Origin of the sequence: Rheinheimera sp. SA_1, assembly GCF_001669775.1 — a bacterium.
In the GTDB taxonomy this organism is placed as follows: Bacteria; Pseudomonadota; Gammaproteobacteria; order Enterobacterales; family Alteromonadaceae; genus Pararheinheimera.
In genome coordinates this window covers 60,829-80,371 of sequence record NZ_LXWK01000001.1, presented here as the reverse complement: position 1 = coordinate 80,371, position 19,543 = coordinate 60,829, and the positions used below count along the sequence as shown (strand labels likewise).

Below are 19,543 nucleotides of genomic sequence, written 5' to 3'. Positions count from 1 at the left end.
AAGCGATTTACGAAAAAGTTGTTTTGTCCTGCACCAGCACCCAGGGCGAAATCACCACCGCCCACAACGTCGTTTGTTGCTGATACCAGACTTGAGCCTGATCGGATTCAACCCGGCCCAACTGGCCTTGCGTCAGCCAGGCCGCAACCTGCGGCTTGGCATCCGTGGCAAAACCGAATGCCACATCAATCAAATCAAGTGCTGCCGACACTTGCAACACATCACCAGCCGCGTAGAATTTTTGCAATTCCAGCCAGCTGATCAACGCCGTTTCAGCAGTAATTTTCGCTTTTAATACATCAGGTTCAACGTCAAAATTTTCGTTCATATCGCTTTGCTACCAATACACTTTCTGTTCACTGCCGATTTATTCATACTAAATAAGGCCAGTTATTCTGGCTCATCACCTTGCTCTGACACTTGTGACGCGCTTAATTCATGTTTTTTCAAAAGCTTATGAAAATCCGTTCGGTTACGTCCGGCAAGTTCCGCCGCGCGCGTGACATTGCCTTCCGCCATTTTCAGCACCCGTACCAGATACTGCCGCTCGAACTGATCACGTGCTTCGCTCAGCGTCGGCCAGAAACTACGGTTTTGTGCCAGTGCCTGTTCAACCAGTGCTAAACTAATCACTGGGCTGCTGGTCAGCGCCACACACTGCTCGACCACGTTCACCAGTTGCCGCACATTACCCGGCCATTGTGCTGTAACTAACGCCTGCATCGCATCTTCAGAAAAACGATTCACCTGCACATGATGACGCTCACCACTTTGCGCCAGTACATGCCGCGCTAATAACGGAATATCTTCGGCCCGTTCGCGTAATGTTGGCAGCTGCAGATTCACCACATTCAATCGGTAGTACAAATCTTCACGGAAGCTTTGTTCCTGCATCGCTTGTTTTAAATCGCGGTGGGTAGCGGAAATCAACCTGACATCAATCGGAATTGACTTGGCACTGCCTACAGGGCGGATTTGCCGCTCCTGCAGTGCGCGCAGCAATTTCACCTGCAGCGGTAGTGGCATATCCCCAATTTCGTCGAGGAACAAAGTGCCGCCATCGGCTTCCCGAAATAAACCTGCGTGCTCGGTGACCGCACCGGTAAAGGCACCTTTGGCATGACCAAATAGTTCGGACTCGAGCAAATGCTCCGGCAAGGCACCACAGTTAATCGCCACAAAGTTGCGACGGGCACGCGGGCTCGCCTGATGAATGGCTTTGGCCAATAACTCTTTGCCGGTACCACTGGCGCCGGTGATCAACACGCTGACGTCGCGCTGCGCCACCCGGTAGGCCTGCTCCAGCAGCTGATCCATACCTTTACTGCGGGTAACAATGGCTTGGCGCCATTCGTCTTTGCTTGGCACGTGCGACTGATGCACTGCTTTTTGCAGAATATCGCGCAGTTCAACATTGTTCAGCGGCTTGGTTAAAAAACCAAATACACCGCGCTGGGTCGCAGCAACGGCTTCCGGAATAGAACCATGAGCGGTCATCAACACCACAGGTAACCCGGGGTTTCGTTTGGCAATTTCATCAAACAGCGCCATGCCATCTAAGCCGGGCATCCGCAAATCGCTCAGCACCACATCCACCGGTTGTTTAGCCAACATGGTTAATGCAGTTTCGGCGCAATCGGCACTAATTACCTGATAACCTTCACCTTCAAGGCGTAAAGTCATTAGCCGCAATAAACTCGGATCATCGTCAACCAGTAATAATCGGGCGTTATTTCCGCTCATCCTTAACCTCCGCCACTTTGATTCAACTTGGCTTCGATTTGGGTCAGTGCATCAATTTTCTTTTGAAGATCAGCATTTTGCTTCTGTAAACGTTCCAGATTATCTTGCTGCTGGCCATTTAATCGGCCCAATGCTTTGACCGCAGATTCGGATTCCAGTAATTTTTGGTTATAGGCATGATCCCAACGCAACATCTCGGCCAGCCCGGCAGGTAAAAGACTCAGCTGTTCGCCAAGCTGGGTTTGTGCTTTAAAGCGTACCGGATAAGGATTGTCCGGATGGATGCGGATTAGTAGCTGCTGCAATGACACCACAGGACCGTACTGTAGGTTTTTACTCAGATTGTCGCGTTGTTTGGCGGTCATTTTTAGCAGTTCACCACGAAACTCGCTCCAGGCAGTCAGGCTTGCCACATCATCGCTGATTGCAAGTGCCGGCTTCACTGGCTCAGGTGCCTGTCGTGGTAATTCCACCACTTTCTCCGGCTCAGGTTTTGGTTTCACTATCACAGGTAATGACACCGGAGTCCCCTGACATCCGGCTAACAACAAGCTGCCAGCCAGTACAGACCATAACTTCATAACGAATCCTCAACCATAGGTAATCGAATGCGAATACAGACATCTGCATAATTCACATCCACAATTTCGGCCAGCCCGCCCAACAGACGGGCGCAATCTGCCACGATCGAAAGTCCTAAACCCGACCCCTGAATGGCGTCAAAACGTGGCGCTGTACCACGCTGAAATGGTTCAAACAGTTTAGCCCGCATTTCCGCCGGGATCGGCGTGCCATTATTCGCGACGTCTAATAACATAAATTTATCGTGCGGCCGCAGCACCACCCACACCGGGCTCGACTGTCCGCCATATGCCTGGGCATTATTAATCAGATTATCCAGAATACGCCGGAACAACATGGCGTCGGTATACAGCCGCGGCAGCTGACAATCCAGTTCGATGTATTGCTGACGCTGTTGCAATGATAAAGCGTGGTCATTAAAACAACTTTGCAACAATTGCTGGCTGTCATGCCAGGCGAACTCCGGTTTTGCCTGCTGTAATAACCGGTTGTAATCGAGCAGTTGTTCAGTGAGCTGACTTAAGCGATCAGCACTGCCGCTTAATAAAGTCACCACTTCTTTTTGCTGCGGGTTCAGCATACCCACCACTTGTTCCGATAATAGCGCACAACCTTCTTTAATACTGGACAAAGGTGTTTTAAGTTCATGCGAAGCATGCCGCAGCAGGATCAGCCGCAGCGCTTCTAACTGCTGCAAACGTGACGCCAACCAGCGCAGTTGCTCACCTAATTCAGTCAGTTCGCGCGGGCCTTCCACTTGTTCATTCGGGAAATGATGACTGGCCTGACCGATAGAACGGATCATGGTATCAAGCTGTTTAATCGGCGAGGCGATGCGCGCAGACGCCCACAACACCAGCAATAACGTCAGGATCACCAGCGCGACGCTCTGCCACGCCAGCTGGTTTTGCGCCGCCACCACGTAACTTTGCTGCGCTTGCAGCCGTTCTTCCAGTAAATTCCAGGTTTGTTCGGTCAGTTGCCCTTGTTGCTGACGGATTTGTAGTAATAACGGCGATAAATCTTCAATACTGCTTTGCAGGTAAATCTGCAGCAATACCGCGACTTGCCGCTGTTGCTGTTCACATAAATTTTTGGCATTGAGACTCTGGCACAACGTATCCAGCATCTGCTGATAATTTTGAATATGAGTACCGGCCAGCCGGCTTAAGGCGTCAGTGCGCAAAATACTGAACTGGCGCACCGCCCGTTCAATGTCTATCACTACATTTTGCATATTTTCAGTGACTTTGACGCTGCCAACAGAAGTTTCAGCTTCGGCAACCGCATATCGACTCACGTCGGACAATGCGCTGTTGCTTTGCCACAACAATACTGCAAGCGGGATTAACGCCAGAAAAAAACTCAGCAGGATAAATTGCCGCAAAGAAGCAGGCTGAAAAGGCATACGCATAACGATGGGATCTCCTGACTTCATACGGCAGTAACGAGGACTATCGCTTTCTATCATAACGGATTAATGCAACAGCCCCAACGAGATTCATCAGACAGCTGCAGTTGTTGGTGGTGGCTTCAACAAACTCAGTCGGGCGAGGATCTAATCCAACAACAGCACAACGACATCAATAGCTGCACTCTTGCGCCATCAACGTCAAACAAACAGCCATGCCCATACTGTCAAATAATTATACAACCACTTGTTCAAAAATCAGACAGCAATAAATAAGCAATTGTTTAAATTAGTGTTTTAGAGCTTACGCAAGTTTGGCATTAAGTTTGCGTTTCAGCTTTGTTGTGAAAATACTAATTTAGGAATCATCGAATGAAAGCATTACTGAAAACCGCAATACTGAGCACCGTAGCAGCATTCAGCTTTTCATCGCAGGCAGTTGTCATTACCTTCGGCGGCGTGAACCCAGGAGATGGCTCCTTTTTAACCAGCGCTTTAACACCAACCAACGAAATTAATCCGGCGTTGGGTATTTTTAACGAAACTTTTGATGATGGCCAAGGTGGCTGCGCAGTTAACTCAGCAGCGCAAGGTATTGAAGTCTCTGGTAATTATTGGCTGGCAGAAGGTCTGAGTCCTGGCTTGGCAGCACCTCCGGCGAATGACACAACTTGTTATGCCGCAGGCCCGGCAAGTTTGAGCAGTATCGCCAGCGAAAACTCTGTCACTATCGATTGGACCAATTTTCTTGCGACCAATTTACCTGGTAAAAAAATCAATTATTTAGGTTTATATTGGGGCTCCATTGATGGCTATAACGACATTACTTTTTATTCAAAAGGCGTCGCTATCAACATTGCCAGCATCAATGGTTCAGCTTTGAATAAAACTCAGTTAAACGGCGCTGACATCCTGCAATTTGGGGGGAACTCCGGCGATCAGTCCAATCCAAGCACTAACCGCTACGTCAATTTGTTTTTCGGTGAAGACGAGCAATTCGACAAACTGGTCTTTACCTCAAGTAGCTATGCCTTTGAAATTGATAACCTGGTGATCCAGGTAGCTGGTGTGGATCGGACAGTTTCAGCTCCAGGCACCATTGCACTATTTGGTTTCGCTTTAGCGGCTTTTGGCTGGTCGCGCCGCCGGGCTTAAATTCAGTTTTAGATCACATAGAAAAAACCTCTGCTGCAACAGAGGTTTTTTATTGGGCGCAATTCGGCAAAGAATAACGATGTAAGAGCACCGCCGTTAGATCTTTACAGGACTGTAAAATGCTCCTGGCATTTTCGACGTGTCGTCCATTTTTCTGGGCATAAAAAAAGGGCCGGTGATGAAACCGACCCTGAAGGGATTTGAAACTATTATGCGCGGGCAGCAACACCAGCGGCGCGGGCTTTACGTACTTTAGCTGACTGACGGTTGTAAGCATCCGCAAATTGTGCTTTTTCCAGCTGACGAACGGCGGTACCGTTTACATCAATTTTGCGTAAGTAAGTAACAAACACAAAAGCATTGACCGCGAAAAATACTGCTGCTGCGATTAAAAATGTGTCCATGGTGTGCCTCTTCTCATGTTGCCAGCCTCAGCTGGACTTTAAAATTTTAACTTCACTGATTCGCTTCATCAGGTAAAAAACGGAAGTGGAACCTACTGTATCACTTGCGTTATTTACCTGGACAATCTGTTTAATGCACGGCTTGTGCCAACTTTTTGAATTAAATAATAATCGTTTTATTTCAATAGCTTAAGAAAGTAAACATCAGAATACTCGGTACTGCTACTGAGTTGAGGCTGAGGATCTGTTGCTAATTAGAGACAGCGATCTGGGGGTATTTTTAATATCTATATAATTCAACAACTTAGACTGTATCTCTTTTGCGACAGTTTTGGCTGGGTGGAAGATTATTTAAAATTTAAATTTTAAATCAATGACTTAACCATGACTATTTCAGGCTGAAATTCACCCTATTGCGACTTCGTGCGAAGCCGTCAGAGAATATTCGAGTGACAGATAGCAAACAGCCCCGCAGAGCGAGGCTGTTTATCGAGTGATCTACATCAGAATCTAAATTGTTCAAATCACTCAGCACGCAACATCGACTGTTTAATAGATAAAACCGTATTTACGCGCGACTTTGTCAAAATACTCCAGACACTGTTTGGCGTATTCGCGTTTTTCGACATAACTGCCGGGGAAAAAGCTTTTCTTAAAACCGTAAGCGACGATGTCTTTTAAGCGTTTCAGCGGAATATCAAAGTTATCAACAGCTAGCTGATATTCGCGGCTAACAGTGGTATTCGACACCAGACGGTTGTCGGTACAAATGACTGTGGCGATACGGTTTTCCAGCATATCGCGCAGTTTGTGCTGTTTGATATCGGTAATGGCCGGGTTGGTTTGCAGATTTGAGGTTAAGCATACTTCAATGGCGATGCGTTTATCGGCGATATAAGAAGCTAACTCTTTGATATATTTTTGTTTATCGAGAATATTGGGGTCACGGATCATTTCCGGCATAAACATCGAATAACCATGGCCAATTCGGTCGGCATAACATTCGGTGATGGCTTCAAACACCGACTCAGCGCCGTAGGCTTCACCGGCATGCAAAGTTTTTAATAAAAAGTGCTGATGAGCATACTCATACACTTCTTTAAAATTATGCGCCGGATAACCCGATTCCTGCCCGGCTAAATCGAGCGCGACAATCGGCACTCCTTCTTCATCGCGTAACCGCACACTGGCACGCACCAGTTCCATCGCAGCCAGTTTGATCACCTGCATCGGCTCAAAATCACGCATTAGCTGGAACAAGTTGGTGTAATAAGGAGAAAAGCCTTTATCGCCAAACATCCGCATCGCGCAGTTGATAATGCCGTAAGCAAAAGGTGGTTTGTCGCCGGCAATTACTACAGCTTGCTGATTGTATTCAGTTTGGGCGCGCTTCAGGCCGTTATTCACCGCATGCATTACTTTGTCAAAAGTAATGCCGGCCGGTAAATCAATCAGCAATTGCGGAGCAAATCGTACTTCGATGTAATTGACGCCTTCCAGCTGGTTATCAATCGCCAGCTCGTAGGAAGCTTGTTCCAGATTTTCCATATTCCTAAGCACACCACAGGTGTATTGGAAGCAATGCAGATATTCGCCAAGGTTATTGTAGGACTCTTTAAATACCAACTCTTTTAAACCAGCGACAGTATTGGAAGGCAATGTCAGTTGGCTGCGTTTGGCCATCTCAATCAGCGACTCTAACCGTAAACTGCCATCAAGGTGCAAGTGCAGGTCAGACTTAGGCATTTCTTTAATAAAATCAGCGGAATAATGGGGCATTGGCACACTCATATCTTGGTAAAACTGGTGTTAGTTATAGCAGCAAGGCACGATATGCGCGATAGTAAACCGTCGGGGATAGCTCAAAGCAGCACGGTTTTACCTAGCTCGTTAGCAGAAATACCCTGCCTTGACGTGACGTCGTTCGCAGCGAGAACAACTGCAATAGCATACTCAAATGAGTTCTGCGCCACAGCATGACGTCATTTCGGCGGGACTTTATATCTTTTCCCAAATCAATAGCAAGTGTTGTATTCCCTGCGGTACTGGCATTTCACTTGCGATGAACACACTCGCTAAAAGAGCTGTCGCTATGGCAGGTTCTGCATTCTGGATTCAGTAAATGCTGGGCGAGATCCCTGCTTGTTGTTTAAGAGCCCGGTTGAAGTTCGGTTTGGTAATGTAGTCAGAGTCGTAAATGATCTGCAGAATTCACTTCGAAACATAAATTGTGGCTCGGAAACTGTTCAACTTGTTCCGGTCGTCTCGGATGCCTGGCCACCTGCGCCGCGTACGATATACAGTGCGTCGACTGGCCACTTTGCAAATTAGAAAATCGCTGACGCAGTCCAAGGACACCCGGTACGCAATCAACTTCAGATGATTCTATGCAGCAACACAGGCAACATAAAACCGCTTTGCGGCTTACCAAAAGTATTCAGATTACACATGGCCCTGCAATGCTTCAATTTTGTTACATTTGGCGATATAACGTAAATATAATAAATTTATCAACCTTTGGTATGATCTTTATCGAGCGCGATTGATAGCATTTTTGTAGCGGTGAACCTGCGCCTAACACTAATTCAAGCGTTTACTGGTCAGTATCAACAGTTCAAATCCATCAGTTATTTACAACTACAATATAGGCAATAAACATGGATGAATTATCAAATTTATTACGTGAACTATACAAAGATGCATATCTGCAAGGCCGACAAGATGGTTTGGAGGGGTTGCACATCGAGCCACAGTTGGTATTTAATAATTACCTTACCGACGAAAATGTCGCAAAAAAATTATCTCTGCTCGGAGATTTGCCTACCCTTACGCTCTGTTCAAGTCCTGTCGACCTGCATTAAGCCCTACTCCTCCTTAATTTGGCAGCCAGATTGCTTGCTGCCAAAGACTACTCACTCTAAAATACTTATAAATCTTATGAAATGAGTGGAGAAAACTATTGAGTGGCCCATCCCTGGAACAGAAACTAACTGCCGAACTGAATCGTATGGATTTTTCCAAAATTCTCATTGAGCAGCCGTATGAATACAAGTCAATTTTTCTGAACCGCATCCAACCTGACCAGAAAAATGCCCGTTTCTTCCCAGCCGTAATAGTACCGGACCAGCTTGCTTATCAGATCGCAACTAAAAGGCTGTCAAAAGCACAACTGATCGAACGGTTGGATTGCCGCGATCAAGTTGTGATTGGCAAATCCTGTATTCTGAACTGCTTTCACAGCAGCAGTTTCGATTGGAAAAAAGCCAATGCCAGTATTGCATCTATCATTGAATTGGCAGCAAACGTATCCGTCTCTGAGCTGATTCAGGTTCCGACTATTTATCCACTCGATGACAACAGCTACCAGTTGCTGACTGGCCACCGCCGTTTTTTCGCGATGCTCTACGCCAACGGCATTGACGGCGCCGCGCACTTTAAAGTTTACAACCAAAAACCATCGTTACCACGCACTAAACAATTTCAAGAAAACGCCAGCCGCGAAGATTTACCACAGTATGGTAAACTGCAGGCATTTCAAGAAGCAATTCTTGAACTGGAAACGTTAAGTGCAATGCGACAACGAACCGAGAATAAAGGACTAACAGTTCGGGAAATAGCCAGTTTGTTAGGCATATCCATGGGAGCTTTTGACAACTACAACGTGCTGACGCGATATCCGGCCGTGATTGAGGCTTTTCAAAACGGCAATTCGTTGCCTTTTATCGCGATGAAGAAAATCGTACTTAGCGAAGAGCAGCGCATCCGCAAAAAAACCGGCCAGACTATCCTGAATGTGGAGCACAAAAGAGCAGTTAATAAAAAAATTCAAGACATTCTTAACAATATTAAAACCCCAGTGACTGTCGAGAAGAAAAAACGTTATCGTTTAGGAACTGTCGAATCGCCAGAACTGATGAAATTTATCCTGACAGAAAACCTGCTGGAACTTGACTGTGGCATTGATTGGAATCAAGTGGACTGGGAACTTCCAAAAGCCGTGAATGAAGCATTCGAGCATCTGCTTAACTATATTAAAGAGCAAAAACTAAAGTAACAGCAACACTGGCTGTTATCAGAACCTTAATAACGATATAGGCAGTGTTCACTGACACTGCTAACGTGACGCACACCCATAAAACATACAACCATATCAACAACTTACCGATTTAACATTATTCTAATCTCACTTGTCTGTTCAAGACATGATTTGCCTAATAACAGCCTGGATATCCCGCGCTTAGATAGCCATTCGTGCCAGGCGACATCCTAACCGCCGGTGTTTGATGCTGTTTGCCTGCAACGTACCATGTTTTCCACTGACTTCTACCGTAACCCCAAGCCAATTGGCCAGTGCCGCAAGCACCAGTAATGCTTTAAGTCGTTCAATACTTCACATCTGATGCGCGCTACCTCCAAGAACATACATCTGGATTTCTGATCACGAAAGCATTCTTCAAATTACATTCTGGTGTTGTAACACTTTGATATTTTTAAAAGATAATCAGTTAAATGCGCTATGACCAGTAATCATGGCACTTTATAAGACTTATGTTTGTCACACTTATGTAGCTTCCTGGCAATTGCAGTGCCTGATTACCACGTACCCACACTATATAATCCCAACCATGGCATCTTAAAACCGGCGTCGGTGACGATAATTGGTTTGCAATCAGTCGGTACGCTCGCTTTAAGACGGCGTAAAAGTGCTGATGTACCATCGGACTGTTGTAATCCACAACCCCCTTAACCTCCTGCAGCAAAGTCAACGAATGCCCTTCAAGAGCCAAGCTGGCACGCAAGATAAAATGACGTTTTTTTATTGTCGGAGTTACTCCAGTCAACCAAGATAAGTGGCTGTTTTGTTTTAACTAATACTTTAGTTAGTGCCGCTAAATCAACGGAATGTCGTCTTGGAAAGCTTCATTACTCAGCAGGCGATCGGCTCGTTTAATACAAGATTTTTCTGTGGCAGCACTTTGAATTCCGCGTCCAATGGCGGTCACTATGCTTTTGCCGTTGGCCACCAAACTTTGCAATGATGCACAAAGTGAAGCCATTCTGGTGTTGTGGATGTTTTGGATGTTTTGGAGGGTGATAAACGAGAGGAAATCGGCGAGCATGTTTTGAACGTTTATGGCATGTTTCGGTTAAATTTATTTTGGCGAATGATCAGAGCAGGAACTGCCGTGAATGTCCCCTTCTCGCCTAACTATTTGTTTTAACTACCACATTTGTAGGGATCCCTCAGGCAAGATACTGATTTAGAAAGTGAACTTATCGATTAATGCATCATCAAAGCGCACCAGCATGCTGCGGACGGATGTACAGCAGAAGATGAATATTGGGAAAAGTCTGGGCAACTTTACGAAGATACATTTGGCTGTTTATAGCTACGGGCTACCAATAGAATTCATCCTGACGGGTGGAGAAGTTCATGACTGCAAAGCAGCCATTGAATTAATTGAAAAATTACCAGATGCAGTTCGTGTCATTGCTGACCGAAGCTACGATAGCGAGCGGTAACGTGAGCTTGTGCGCAACAAAAAAGCCATTCCAATAATGCAGAGAAAACGAAATTCGAAAGTTGGTAATGGTGATTGGAGTTTATACAAATATCGCCATCTGGTTGAGAATGCGTTCGTCCGATTAAAACACTATCGGGCCATTGCTACGCGTTAAGAAAAACTTGCGAAGAATTACGTCAGCATGCTGGCGCTGGTCTGTTGTTTTATGCGGTTTCGTATGTGGCAAAGTTGATTTGTGAACAACAAAGATCAACAGACCCTAGTTTGATGCAGAAATGGTGCCCGGGGCCGGACTTGAACCGGCACGCCCTTTCGAGCGAGGGATTTTAAATCCCTTGTGTCTACCGATTTCACCACCCGGGCAGAGTTGCGTGTGCAGGAGCACTTGGCAGAACGGCGAGCATTTTAAGCCGCAGCAGGCGCAATTGTCATGTTATTTTTGTCATTATTCTGCAAAACCAGCGAGTTTGTTGTTTTTTTATGCAGCACAGCGTCAAATCTGTTCTGACCAAAGCCGCTGATCTGGCTACACAAATGGGCTATATCAGTAAAACCGCTCAGAAGATAACCATCTGGTTTGGCCATCTATACTGTTGCATTTCCAAAATTGCCATGTTATTACTAATGACATCCGCGCATCTGACGCAGTTTTGACCAGAATTTTTAAGAAAACTCTTATGACAATGAATACCCGTTTAAACGCAATTATTCTCAACCTCCTCGTGCTCCTACTCAGGCCACGGGGTTTTGTGCATTGGTAACACGCGTTTACCGGAACCAGCAAAAACCCCGAGCCACAGGCCGGGGTTTTTTGTTACCTCCAGGTCTGATAACGGGATAAAAAATCAGCGAACGAGGAACAAACTATGAGCGGCCAAGACAAAATCTGGATTTTCGATACCACCTTACGTGACGGCGAGCAGGCACTGCGCGCCAGCTTAAGCCATAAGCAGAAAATCCAGCTGGCGCATGCTATTGCCAGATTAAACGTCGATGTGATGGAAGTCGGTTTTCCGGTGTCCTCACCTGGCGATTTTGAATCGGTGCAAGCCATAGCCCAAAGCGTCAAAGGGCCGATTATTTGTGGCCTGGCGCGCGCCGTCAGCGCAGATATTGAAGCCTGTGGTGCCGCATTAAAAGACGCCGAACGCCGCCGTATTCATACCTTTATCGCCACCTCGCCGCTGCATTTACAATACAAATTACGCCGCACTTTAGAACAAGCCACCGAACAAGCCGTTGCAGCGATTCAGTTAGCGCGTCGTTTTACTGATGATGTGGAATTTTCCTGTGAAGACGCCGGCCGCACGCCAATTGATGATTTATGCCGGATTGTCGAAGCGGCGATTAAAGCCGGTGCCCGCACCATTAATATTCCGGATACCGTGGGTTACACCATTCCAAATGAATTTGCCCAGATCATCACTGGCCTGCGCAACAAAGTACCAAATATCGATCAGGCGATTATCAGCGTGCATTGCCACAACGATTTGGGTTTAGCGGTCGCTAATAGCATCAGCGCCATTCAGGCTGGCGCGCGGCAGATTGAATGTACCGTCAATGGCATTGGCGAACGTGCGGGGAACTGTTCGCTGGAAGAAGTGGCGATGATTATCAAAACCCGCGCCGATGTATTGCCGTTTTACACCGACATTAAAACCACTGAGATTTACCGCTCCAGCCATTTGGTCAGCCAGATTTGCCATATGCCCATTCAACCGAACAAAGCCATTGTCGGCGAGAACGCCTTTGCCCATAGCTCCGGCATTCACCAGGATGGCATGTTAAAAGCGCAAAACACTTATGAAATTATGTCACCAGAGCAGGTCGGTATTCGCCAGAACGAACTGAACCTGACGTCACGCTCGGGCCGTGCGGTGATTTCACACCGCTTGGCCGAATTGGGCTACGGCAAGGAAGATTATGATTTAGAACAGATTTACGCTGCTTTTATCGCACTGGCCGACCAAAAAGGCCGCGTGTTTGATTACGACTTAGAAGCGCTGGTGTTTTTCCAGAATTTGCAGGATGACGACGAGCATTACAAATTAGAATTCTTAAGTTCCAGCACCCACACCGGCCACGTCGCCAGCGCCACTGTTGGCATCAAAGCCGGCGGTGAAGTCTTCACTGAAGCTGCCACCGGCAATGGCCCGGTCGAAGCGGCATTTTCGGCCATCCACCGGGTCGCCAAATTAGATGTGAAGATGGTCGATTACAACTTACAGGCCAAAGGCGAAGGTGAAAATGCTTTGGGTCAGGTCGATATCATCGCTGAATATGAGGGGCGTCGTTATCACGGTGCCGGTTTGGCCACTGATATTGTCCGTTCGTCGGTGCTGGCCTATGTGCACGTACTCAACCTGATTGAACGCAGTAAACGTATTGATGCCGTGAAGCAAGCACGGCGTCAGGCGTAACCCGGTTAAATTCATTACCAAATCCAGTATTAAAACGATTATAGAAATAGAGAAACACATGAAGACTTATAAAATTGCAGTATTGGCCGGCGACGGCATCGGCCCTGAAGTGATGCAACAAGCGTTAAAAGTGTTGGAAGTAGTCTCCAACAAGTTTGGTTTTGCTATTCAAAGCGAAGCGGCGTTAGTCGGCGGCGCCGCCATCGACGAACACGGCGAAGCCCTGCCCGCCAGCACTTTAGACTTGTGTAAACGCAGCGACGCCATTTTATTTGGCTCAGTCGGCGGCCCAAAATGGACCAGCCTGCCACCAGCGCAGCAGCCAGAGCGCGCTTCTTTATTACCACTGCGTAAAACCTTCGATTTATTCTGTAATTTACGCCCCGGCAAAATTTACCCGGCCTTTGCTGAATTATCGCCATTACACCCACGCACCAGCAGTCAGGGCATGGATATTTTGTGTGTCCGCGAACTGACCGGCGGCATTTATTTTGGTGAAAAAGGCCGCTCGCAAGACAGCGCTTTTGATACTCAAACCTACAGCGTGAAAGAAATTGAGCGGATCAGTCGCGTGGCGTTTGAAGCGGCCACCAAGCGCAATAACAAAGTGACTTCGATTGATAAAGCCAATGTGCTGGCGACTTCGGTGCTGTGGCGCGAAGTGGTTTCGCGGATCGCCAAAGATTATCCGGGCGTTGAACTGGAGCATATGTATATAGATAACGCCGCAATGCAGTTAATCCGCGCACCTAAACACTTCGACGTGCTGCTCTGCGACAACCTGTTCGGCGACATTTTATCCGACGAAATCGCTGCTATTGCCGGTTCACTTGGTTTGTTACCGTCCGCCAGCTTAAACGGCTCCAATTTTGGTTTATATGAACCGGCCGGTGGCAGCGCGCCGGATATTGCAGGCCAAGGCATTGCTAACCCGGTGGCGCAAATTTTATCCGCCGCCTTATTACTTCGCTTTAGCTGTGGTGAAGAAGCCGCTGCCCGCGCCATCGAAGCCGCGGTTGAACAGACCTTAGAGCGTGGCATTGTGACCCGCGATATCAACCCACAATCGACTTACAGCACTGACGATATCGGCAACGCTATTGTTAATGCTATTCGCGCAGGAGCATAAAAATGAGCCAGCCTTCAGGTAAAACCCTGTACCAAAAAATTTACCAAAGCCACGTGGTCGGTTCTTTAAACGGCAGTACCGATTTATTGTTTGTCGACCGCCATCTTATTCATGAAGTGACCAGTCCACAGGCATTTTCCGGCCTGCGTTTAGCCGGTCGCAAAGTTCGGCGGCCGGATTTAACCTTCGCCACCATGGATCACAATACTTCAACCCAGGTGCGCAGCTACGATGCCGCTGGTGAAACTTCGCGTAAACAGCTGGAAGCCCTGGCCGCCAACTGCGCCGAAAGTGGCATTGAGCTGCTGGATTTATATCATCCGGATCAAGGCATTGTGCACGTGATTGGCCCTGAGCTTGGCTTGACCCAGCCCGGCATGGTGATTGTATGCGGTGACTCGCACACCTCCACTCACGGCGCTTTTGGCGCTATTGCCTTTGGTATCGGTACTTCTGAAGTGGAACACGTACTGGCCACCCAAACGCTGCCGCAACAAGTGGCCCGAACCTTAAAGGTGGAAGTCTCCGGTCAGTTATCGCCTTTTGTCACGCCTAAAGATGTGATCCTGGCGATTATCGGTAAGTTAGGCACCGCCGGTGGCAACGGTTATGTCGCGGAATTCTGTGGTGAAGCCATTCGTGGCATGACGATGGAAGGCCGGATGACGTTGTGTAATATGAGCATCGAAATGGGCGCTAAAGCCGGTTTGATTGCCCCGGATGACACCACTTTTGCCTATCTGAAAGGTAAACCTCATGCGCCGAAAGCTGAACATTGGGATGCCGCCGTTGCCTACTGGCAATCGCTGTATTCAGATGCGGATGCAGTTTTTGATACTGTCGTTAGCATTGATGGCAGTCAGATCCGGCCACAAATCAGCTGGGGTACGAACCCTGAGCAAGTGATTGCCGTCGATCAACCGGTGCCAGCGCCGGAATCCTTTAAAGATTTGATCAAAGCCGATGCCGCCAAACGCGCTTTGACCTACATGGGCTTGGAAGCGGGTCAGAAGCTGACCGATATTAGCGTTGATGTGGTGTTTATCGGCTCTTGCACCAATAGCCGGATTGAAGATTTACGTGCCGCCGCCGCCGTGGTTGGCACGCAAAAAGTTGCCGCTGGTGTGCGCGCTTTGGTAGTGCCGGGTTCTGGCCAGGTGAAACGTCAGGCCGAAGCTGAAGGTTTAGCGGATGTATTTAAAGCCGCCGGTTTTGAATGGCGCGAACCGGGATGTTCGATGTGTTTAGGTATGAATGATGACAGAGTTGATGCCGGTCAGCGCTGCGCTTCCACTTCTAATCGTAACTTTGAAGGCCGCCAGGGCCGTGGCAGTCGCACCCATTTAGTCAGCCCGGCGATGGCCGCTGCTGCCGCTATTGCCGGTAAGTTTGTCGATATTTCCCAAATCTCAGTACAAGCACCACAAGGAGCGCAGGCATGAGCCAGATTTTCGCCAAGGGGTTAGTCTGCCCGCTGGATAAAAATAACGTCGATACTGACCAAATTATCCCTAAACAGTTTTTGACCTCAGTGAGCCGTGACGGTTTTGCCGAAGCACTGTTTTTTGACTGGCGTTATCAGGCCGACGGCAGCGCCAATCCGGAATTTATTCTGAATGAACCGCAATACCAAGGCGCGTCGATTTTACTGACCCGCACCAATTTTGGTTGTGGTTCATCACGCGAACACGCACCGTGGGCCATTCAGCAATATGGTTTTAACGTGATTATCGCCGAAAGTTTTGCCGATATTTTCTTTAATAACAGCGTCAATAACGGCATGTTGCTGATTAGTTTAAGCGCCTCAAATATTGAGTTTTTGTTCAATCGCTGCAAACAAGGACCGCAACAATGGCAAATTGATTTGGCCAATCAGGAAATTCTGCTCGGTAATAACGCCGCTGTCGGTTTTGCCATGGATCAGGATGTGAAACAACGACTGCTATCAGGCTTGGATTTTATCGGTGCCAGCGAAACCCTGAGCCCGCAGATTGGCCAGTATGAAGCAGCGCGTAAACAAGCGACGCCTTGGTTGGGTTAATTTAGGTTTATGCCGTTTGTCAGCACGGATCCGCGAAAGCGGGTCCGCTCGCTATTGATTTGAGAGATAAAATCCCGTTACTCTTTATGGATAGAATCACACATCTCAAATGACGATCGCATGACTGCCTGCACCAGTTGCAACTTAGGAAAACTGTTACCTACGGCGCTCGATAACTCGTTAAAAGCAAAGCAATCATTACCAACATCAATTACGCCGGGATGCCAGCAAGCAGCACCTTGCCAGCATTTATGCGCAGAAATTTGGTGACGAGCAATATCAAAAAGTCCGTGAATTCAGGCTTTGGTTAGAGCAACAACCGAATCTGGCTGATTTAAAAGCCTACTTGAACGCAACGGATCCATACCGCGGTTGATGTTTGCAGCAGGCGTTGTCACACGATAACGTCTGCATTTTCAATAAATAGCTTGTCTCCGCTGCTGCCCTGGTCGCACGATAAACCTCAGACATCCGTCTTAGCTTCGTATCTGCCCATCGCCAATCACAATGTATTTTTCGGTGGTCAAAGATTCCAGCCCCATCGGGCCATAAGCATGCAGTTTACTGGTAGAAATGCCAATTTCGGCGCCTAAACCCAACTCACCGCCATCGGAAAACCGCGATGAAGCATTGACCATCACCACTGCCGAATTGATCTGTTTGATAAAACGTTGTGCCCGGCTAATGTCCTGGGTACAAATCACTTCGGTATGACCGGAACTATATTGTTCGATATGGGCGACGGCAGCGGCAAAACTGTCGACTACTTTGACGGACAGCGCCAGGCGCAGGTATTCAATATCAAACTGATCCGAAGCCGCGGCATTGGCTGCTGGCAGATGTTGCAGTGTCTTGGTACAGCCGTAAATTTCGACCTGTTTAGCGCTCAGCGCAGCTTCGGCCAGTGGTAAAAACGTAGTGGCAATATCGGCATGCACCAGCAAAGTTTCCAGTGCGTTACAGACGCCAGGCCGCTGAGTTTTGCCGTTTAGCAGCAATGCCAAAGCTTTATCGAAGTCGGCGGCTTTATCAACAAACAAATGGCAAATGCCTTTGTAATGCTGGATCACCGGGATACGGCTGTTATCGCTGACAAAACGGATCAGGCCTTCACCACCGCGCGGGATCACCAAATCGACATAGCTGTCTTGCTGCAACAACTGCAACAAAATATCGCGATCCGGCACCGGTAATACGCTAATGGCCGCCGGATTCACCTGATGCGCCACCAACACTTGCTGCAGCACTTTGGCAATTGCCAGACTGGAATTCAGCGCTTCCCGACCGCCACGCAAAATCACCGCATTACCGGATTTTAAACATAAGGCGCCAGCGTCTGCGGTGACATTCGGCCGCGCTTCGTAAATCATCGCAATCACGCCAAGCGGAATACGCATTTTACCGACCTGAATGCCGTTTGGCCTTGGCGCTAACTGCCGGATTTGCCCGACTGGATCCGGCAAACTGGCAATTTGTCGCACAGCGGCGGCTAAAGATTGGATGCGTTCGCTGGTCAACAACAATCGGTCTTGCATCGCTTCAGCAAGCTGATTTGCTATGGCATTTTGCATATCCAACTGGTTTTGCTGCAGAATTTCTGCAGTAGCTGCAACGAGAGCGTCCGCCATTGCCAGTAATAACTGGTTTTTTTCACCTTCGCCCATTTGCGCCAACTGCCGACTGGCGATTCTGGCTTGCTGACACAAGGCAACCACATCAAAAGCTGCAGCTGCGGTATTTATAGTTTCGCTGTGACTCATAATCCCTGCTCCATCAGCACTAAATCATCGCGGTGCACCGCCACTTCACTTGGGCAATAGCCCAGCACGGCTTCGATACCGCTGCTATGGATACCTTTAATTTTATTCAGCTCCGGTGCGCTGTATTGGCTGACCCCTTTGGCCAGTTTGACGCCGTTGGTATCAACCAGCCAGATAGCGTCGCCTTTGTCAAAATCACCGATCACTTGCGTCACGCCTTTGGCCAGCAACGACGCACCTTTATGCAACAGTGCCTGCACAGCACCTTCATCCAGCATCACCTGCGCCGTGGCTTTGCTGCTGTGCAATAACCAGTGTTTTTTGGCGCTTTGTTTACCGGGTTGGGCGCAAAATAAGGTACCGGCATTTTCGCCATTCAGTAAGGCATCAAAGCTACTGGCTTTCTGACCGTTAATAATCAGCGTTTCAATACCTTGTGCTGACGCCTTAGCAGCAGCCTGTAATTTAGTGACCATCCCGCCGGTGCCGACGGCATGATGGCTACCGCCAGCCATGGCATAAATGTCAGCGTTGATTTGATCGACTCTGGGGATAAATCTGGCGTTAGCATCCGTTCGCGGGTTCGCGGTATATAAACCATCGATATCTGAGCAAATAATTAGCGCATCAGCGTCGACCACAATAGCGACCATGGCGGCTAAATTATCGTTATCACCCACCTTTAATTCAGCAGTGGCGACGGTGTCGTTTTCGTTGACGATCGGCAGAGCCTGATGGCTCAGTAAGGTGCGCAAGGTGTTGTCGATATTCAGATATCTTTTGCGGTCGCGTAAATCGTCGTGGGTCAGCAGAATTTGCGCACACGGACAATCCAGCAATTGACTCCACATCATCATCATCTGACTTTGGCCAATCGCCGCCATCGCTTGTTTCACATTAATTGGCAGCGGCTGATGACTGAAAGGAATAGCCGCCCGACCTGCCGCGACACTGCCGCTGGAAACCAGCACAACTTCTGTGCCCTGCAGCTTGCACTCGCTGATGAAACGGGCAATCGCCAACAGATAGCGGGTCGAGCACCCTTTTCCGGCTGGCGCAATTAAAGCACTGCCCACTTTGATCACAATACGTTTCCAGCGAAGCGCGGCCATGCGTGTAAAACCCTCTGTCGATAAAGCCTGAGACTGATTTACCCGGCATCCTTGAAGATTCGGGGTTGTTGCCTTCGTTCGTTCGCCCCAGTCACATAGACAGCTATGCTCCTGGGGTCTCATTCACTTGGCGCCTACCCGAAACTTCAATGATTTTGGGTATATTTCTGGCCTTGGAGCTTACTTTTTAGCCGTATGAATGTCCAGTTGAATATAAGTAGCTTTGCATGTCACATACCATTTGGCGGAGCCCGCTGCGCA

16 protein-coding genes, 1 tRNA gene and 1 pseudogene are annotated in these 19,543 nt (G+C 48.1%); 8 read left to right on the top strand and 10 right to left on the bottom strand.

What is annotated here, in order from left to right:
- Nucleotides 1–7: 7 nt before the first annotated feature.
- The 4 genes from A5320_RS00390 to A5320_RS00375 all read right to left on the bottom strand — a co-directional run bounded on the left by A5320_RS00390 (nt 8) and on the right by A5320_RS00375 (nt 3,739).
- Nucleotides 8–328 (bottom strand): DUF2288 domain-containing protein, encoded by a 321-nt coding sequence (locus A5320_RS00390; RefSeq protein ID WP_068059497.1) that lies wholly within the window; start codon nt 326–328, stop codon nt 8–10.
- A 62-nt stretch (nt 329–390) separates the two neighbouring features.
- Nucleotides 391–1,743: a sigma 54-interacting transcriptional regulator gene (locus A5320_RS00385; protein ID WP_068059494.1), complete on the bottom strand. Its 1,353-nt coding sequence runs from the start codon at nt 1,741–1,743 to the stop codon at nt 391–393.
- Between the two features lie 2 nt (nt 1,744–1,745).
- Nucleotides 1,746–2,324 carry a hypothetical protein gene (locus A5320_RS00380; protein WP_068059491.1) on the bottom strand — a complete coding sequence of 193 codons (579 nt, stop codon included), beginning with the start codon at nt 2,322–2,324 and terminating at the stop codon, nt 1,746–1,748.
- On the bottom strand, nt 2,321–3,739 hold the full coding sequence (locus tag A5320_RS00375) for a sensor histidine kinase (RefSeq protein ID WP_068059488.1): 1,419 nt from the start codon (nt 3,737–3,739) through the stop codon (nt 2,321–2,323). The genes A5320_RS00380 and A5320_RS00375 overlap by 4 nt, the downstream gene beginning before the upstream one ends.
- Nucleotides 3,740–4,108: 369 nt before the next feature.
- Between A5320_RS00375 and A5320_RS00370 the strand changes: the two genes are divergently transcribed.
- The gene (locus tag A5320_RS00370; protein WP_068059485.1) at nt 4,109–4,891 is read left to right on the top strand and encodes a PEP-CTERM sorting domain-containing protein; all 783 of its coding nucleotides are present in this window, start codon (nt 4,109–4,111) and stop codon (nt 4,889–4,891) included.
- A gap of 209 nt (nt 4,892–5,100) precedes the next feature.
- Here the strand turns inward: A5320_RS00370 and A5320_RS00365 are convergent, their stop codons facing one another.
- Nucleotides 5,101–5,295, bottom strand: coding sequence for a hypothetical protein (locus A5320_RS00365; RefSeq protein WP_068059482.1), 195 nt, complete (start codon nt 5,293–5,295; stop codon nt 5,101–5,103).
- Between the two features lie 549 nt (nt 5,296–5,844).
- Nucleotides 5,845–7,074 carry an adenosine deaminase family protein gene (locus A5320_RS00360; protein ID WP_068059567.1) on the bottom strand — a complete coding sequence of 410 codons (1,230 nt, stop codon included), beginning with the start codon at nt 7,072–7,074 and terminating at the stop codon, nt 5,845–5,847.
- 878 nt (nt 7,075–7,952) lie between these two features.
- On the opposite strand from A5320_RS00360, the gene A5320_RS00355 reads away from it, so the two are divergent.
- Nucleotides 7,953–8,156 carry a hypothetical protein gene (locus tag A5320_RS00355; RefSeq protein ID WP_068059479.1) on the top strand — a complete coding sequence of 68 codons (204 nt, stop codon included), beginning with the start codon at nt 7,953–7,955 and terminating at the stop codon, nt 8,154–8,156.
- A 98-nt stretch (nt 8,157–8,254) separates the two neighbouring features.
- On the top strand, nt 8,255–9,349 hold the full coding sequence (locus tag A5320_RS00350) for a hypothetical protein (RefSeq protein ID WP_231916626.1): 1,095 nt from the start codon (nt 8,255–8,257) through the stop codon (nt 9,347–9,349).
- 835 nt (nt 9,350–10,184) lie between these two features.
- Here the strand turns inward: A5320_RS00350 and A5320_RS21850 are convergent.
- A complete protein-coding gene (locus tag A5320_RS21850; protein WP_157605553.1) occupies nt 10,185–10,415 on the bottom strand; it encodes a hypothetical protein in 231 nt (76 codons plus the stop codon).
- 123 nt (nt 10,416–10,538) lie between these two features.
- Between A5320_RS21850 and A5320_RS22195 the strand changes: the two are divergent.
- Nucleotides 10,539–11,052 (top strand): annotated as a pseudogene (locus tag A5320_RS22195) (IS5 family transposase); the annotation flags it as partial.
- Nucleotides 11,053–11,096: 44 nt separating this feature from the next.
- On the opposite strand, the gene A5320_RS00340 reads toward A5320_RS22195, so the two are convergent.
- Nucleotides 11,097–11,183: transfer RNA gene (locus tag A5320_RS00340), tRNA-Leu, on the bottom strand.
- A gap of 503 nt (nt 11,184–11,686) precedes the next feature.
- On the opposite strand from A5320_RS00340, the gene leuA reads away from it, so the two are divergent.
- From leuA to leuD, 4 genes are read left to right on the top strand one after another with little or no spacing between them, the layout of a single operon-like run.
- Nucleotides 11,687–13,240 (top strand): 2-isopropylmalate synthase, encoded by a 1,554-nt coding sequence (gene leuA / locus A5320_RS00330; RefSeq protein WP_068059466.1) that lies wholly within the window; start codon nt 11,687–11,689, stop codon nt 13,238–13,240.
- A 58-nt stretch (nt 13,241–13,298) separates the two neighbouring features.
- Entirely contained in the window at nt 13,299–14,369 is a 1,071-nt protein-coding gene (gene leuB / locus A5320_RS00325; RefSeq protein ID WP_068059463.1) for a 3-isopropylmalate dehydrogenase, read from the top strand.
- 2 nt (nt 14,370–14,371) lie between these two features.
- Complete coding sequence (gene leuC, locus A5320_RS00320) at nt 14,372–15,811, top strand: 3-isopropylmalate dehydratase large subunit (RefSeq protein WP_068059460.1); 1,440 nt, start codon at nt 14,372–14,374, stop codon at nt 15,809–15,811.
- A complete protein-coding gene (gene leuD, locus A5320_RS00315) occupies nt 15,808–16,410 on the top strand; it encodes a 3-isopropylmalate dehydratase small subunit (RefSeq protein ID WP_068059457.1) in 603 nt (200 codons plus the stop codon). The genes leuC and leuD overlap by 4 nt, the downstream gene beginning before the upstream one ends.
- Before the next feature lie 476 nt (nt 16,411–16,886).
- Here leuD and A5320_RS00310 read toward each other — a convergent pair whose 3' ends face one another.
- Both A5320_RS00310 and proB read right to left on the bottom strand, forming a co-directional pair.
- Complete coding sequence (locus A5320_RS00310; RefSeq protein WP_068059454.1) at nt 16,887–18,170, bottom strand: glutamate-5-semialdehyde dehydrogenase; 1,284 nt, start codon at nt 18,168–18,170, stop codon at nt 16,887–16,889.
- Nucleotides 18,167–19,282, bottom strand: a complete 1,116-nt coding sequence (gene proB / locus A5320_RS00305; RefSeq protein ID WP_068059451.1) for a glutamate 5-kinase — start codon at nt 19,280–19,282, stop codon at nt 18,167–18,169. The genes A5320_RS00310 and proB overlap by 4 nt, the downstream gene beginning before the upstream one ends.
- Between the last annotated feature and the right edge of the window lie 261 nt (nt 19,283–19,543).

Excerpts from the sequence above, each read along its gene's own strand:
- A5320_RS00390 (WP_068059497.1), bottom strand. The coding sequence starts at position 328 with ATGAACGAAAATTTTGACGTTGAACCTGATGTATTAAAAGCGAAAATT.
- A5320_RS00385 (WP_068059494.1), bottom strand. The coding sequence starts at position 1,743 with ATGAGCGGAAATAACGCCCGATTATTACTGGTTGACGATGATCCGAGT.
- A5320_RS00380 (WP_068059491.1), bottom strand. The coding sequence starts at position 2,324 with ATGAAGTTATGGTCTGTACTGGCTGGCAGCTTGTTGTTAGCCGGATGT.
- A5320_RS00375 (WP_068059488.1), bottom strand. The coding sequence starts at position 3,739 with ATGCGTATGCCTTTTCAGCCTGCTTCTTTGCGGCAATTTATCCTGCTG.
- A5320_RS00370 (WP_068059485.1), top strand. The coding sequence starts at position 4,109 with ATGAAAGCATTACTGAAAACCGCAATACTGAGCACCGTAGCAGCATTC.
- A5320_RS00365 (WP_068059482.1), bottom strand. The coding sequence starts at position 5,295 with ATGGACACATTTTTAATCGCAGCAGCAGTATTTTTCGCGGTCAATGCT.
- A5320_RS00360 (WP_068059567.1), bottom strand. The coding sequence starts at position 7,074 with ATGCCCCATTATTCCGCTGATTTTATTAAAGAAATGCCTAAGTCTGAC.
- A5320_RS00355 (WP_068059479.1), top strand. The coding sequence starts at position 7,953 with ATGGATGAATTATCAAATTTATTACGTGAACTATACAAAGATGCATAT.
- A5320_RS21850 (WP_157605553.1), bottom strand. The coding sequence starts at position 10,415 with ATGCTCGCCGATTTCCTCTCGTTTATCACCCTCCAAAACATCCAAAAC.
- leuA (WP_068059466.1), top strand. The coding sequence starts at position 11,687 with ATGAGCGGCCAAGACAAAATCTGGATTTTCGATACCACCTTACGTGAC.
- leuB (WP_068059463.1), top strand. The coding sequence starts at position 13,299 with ATGAAGACTTATAAAATTGCAGTATTGGCCGGCGACGGCATCGGCCCT.
- leuC (WP_068059460.1), top strand. The coding sequence starts at position 14,372 with ATGAGCCAGCCTTCAGGTAAAACCCTGTACCAAAAAATTTACCAAAGC.
- leuD (WP_068059457.1), top strand. The coding sequence starts at position 15,808 with ATGAGCCAGATTTTCGCCAAGGGGTTAGTCTGCCCGCTGGATAAAAAT.
- A5320_RS00310 (WP_068059454.1), bottom strand. The coding sequence starts at position 18,170 with ATGAGTCACAGCGAAACTATAAATACCGCAGCTGCAGCTTTTGATGTG.
- proB (WP_068059451.1), bottom strand. The coding sequence starts at position 19,282 with ATGGCCGCGCTTCGCTGGAAACGTATTGTGATCAAAGTGGGCAGTGCT.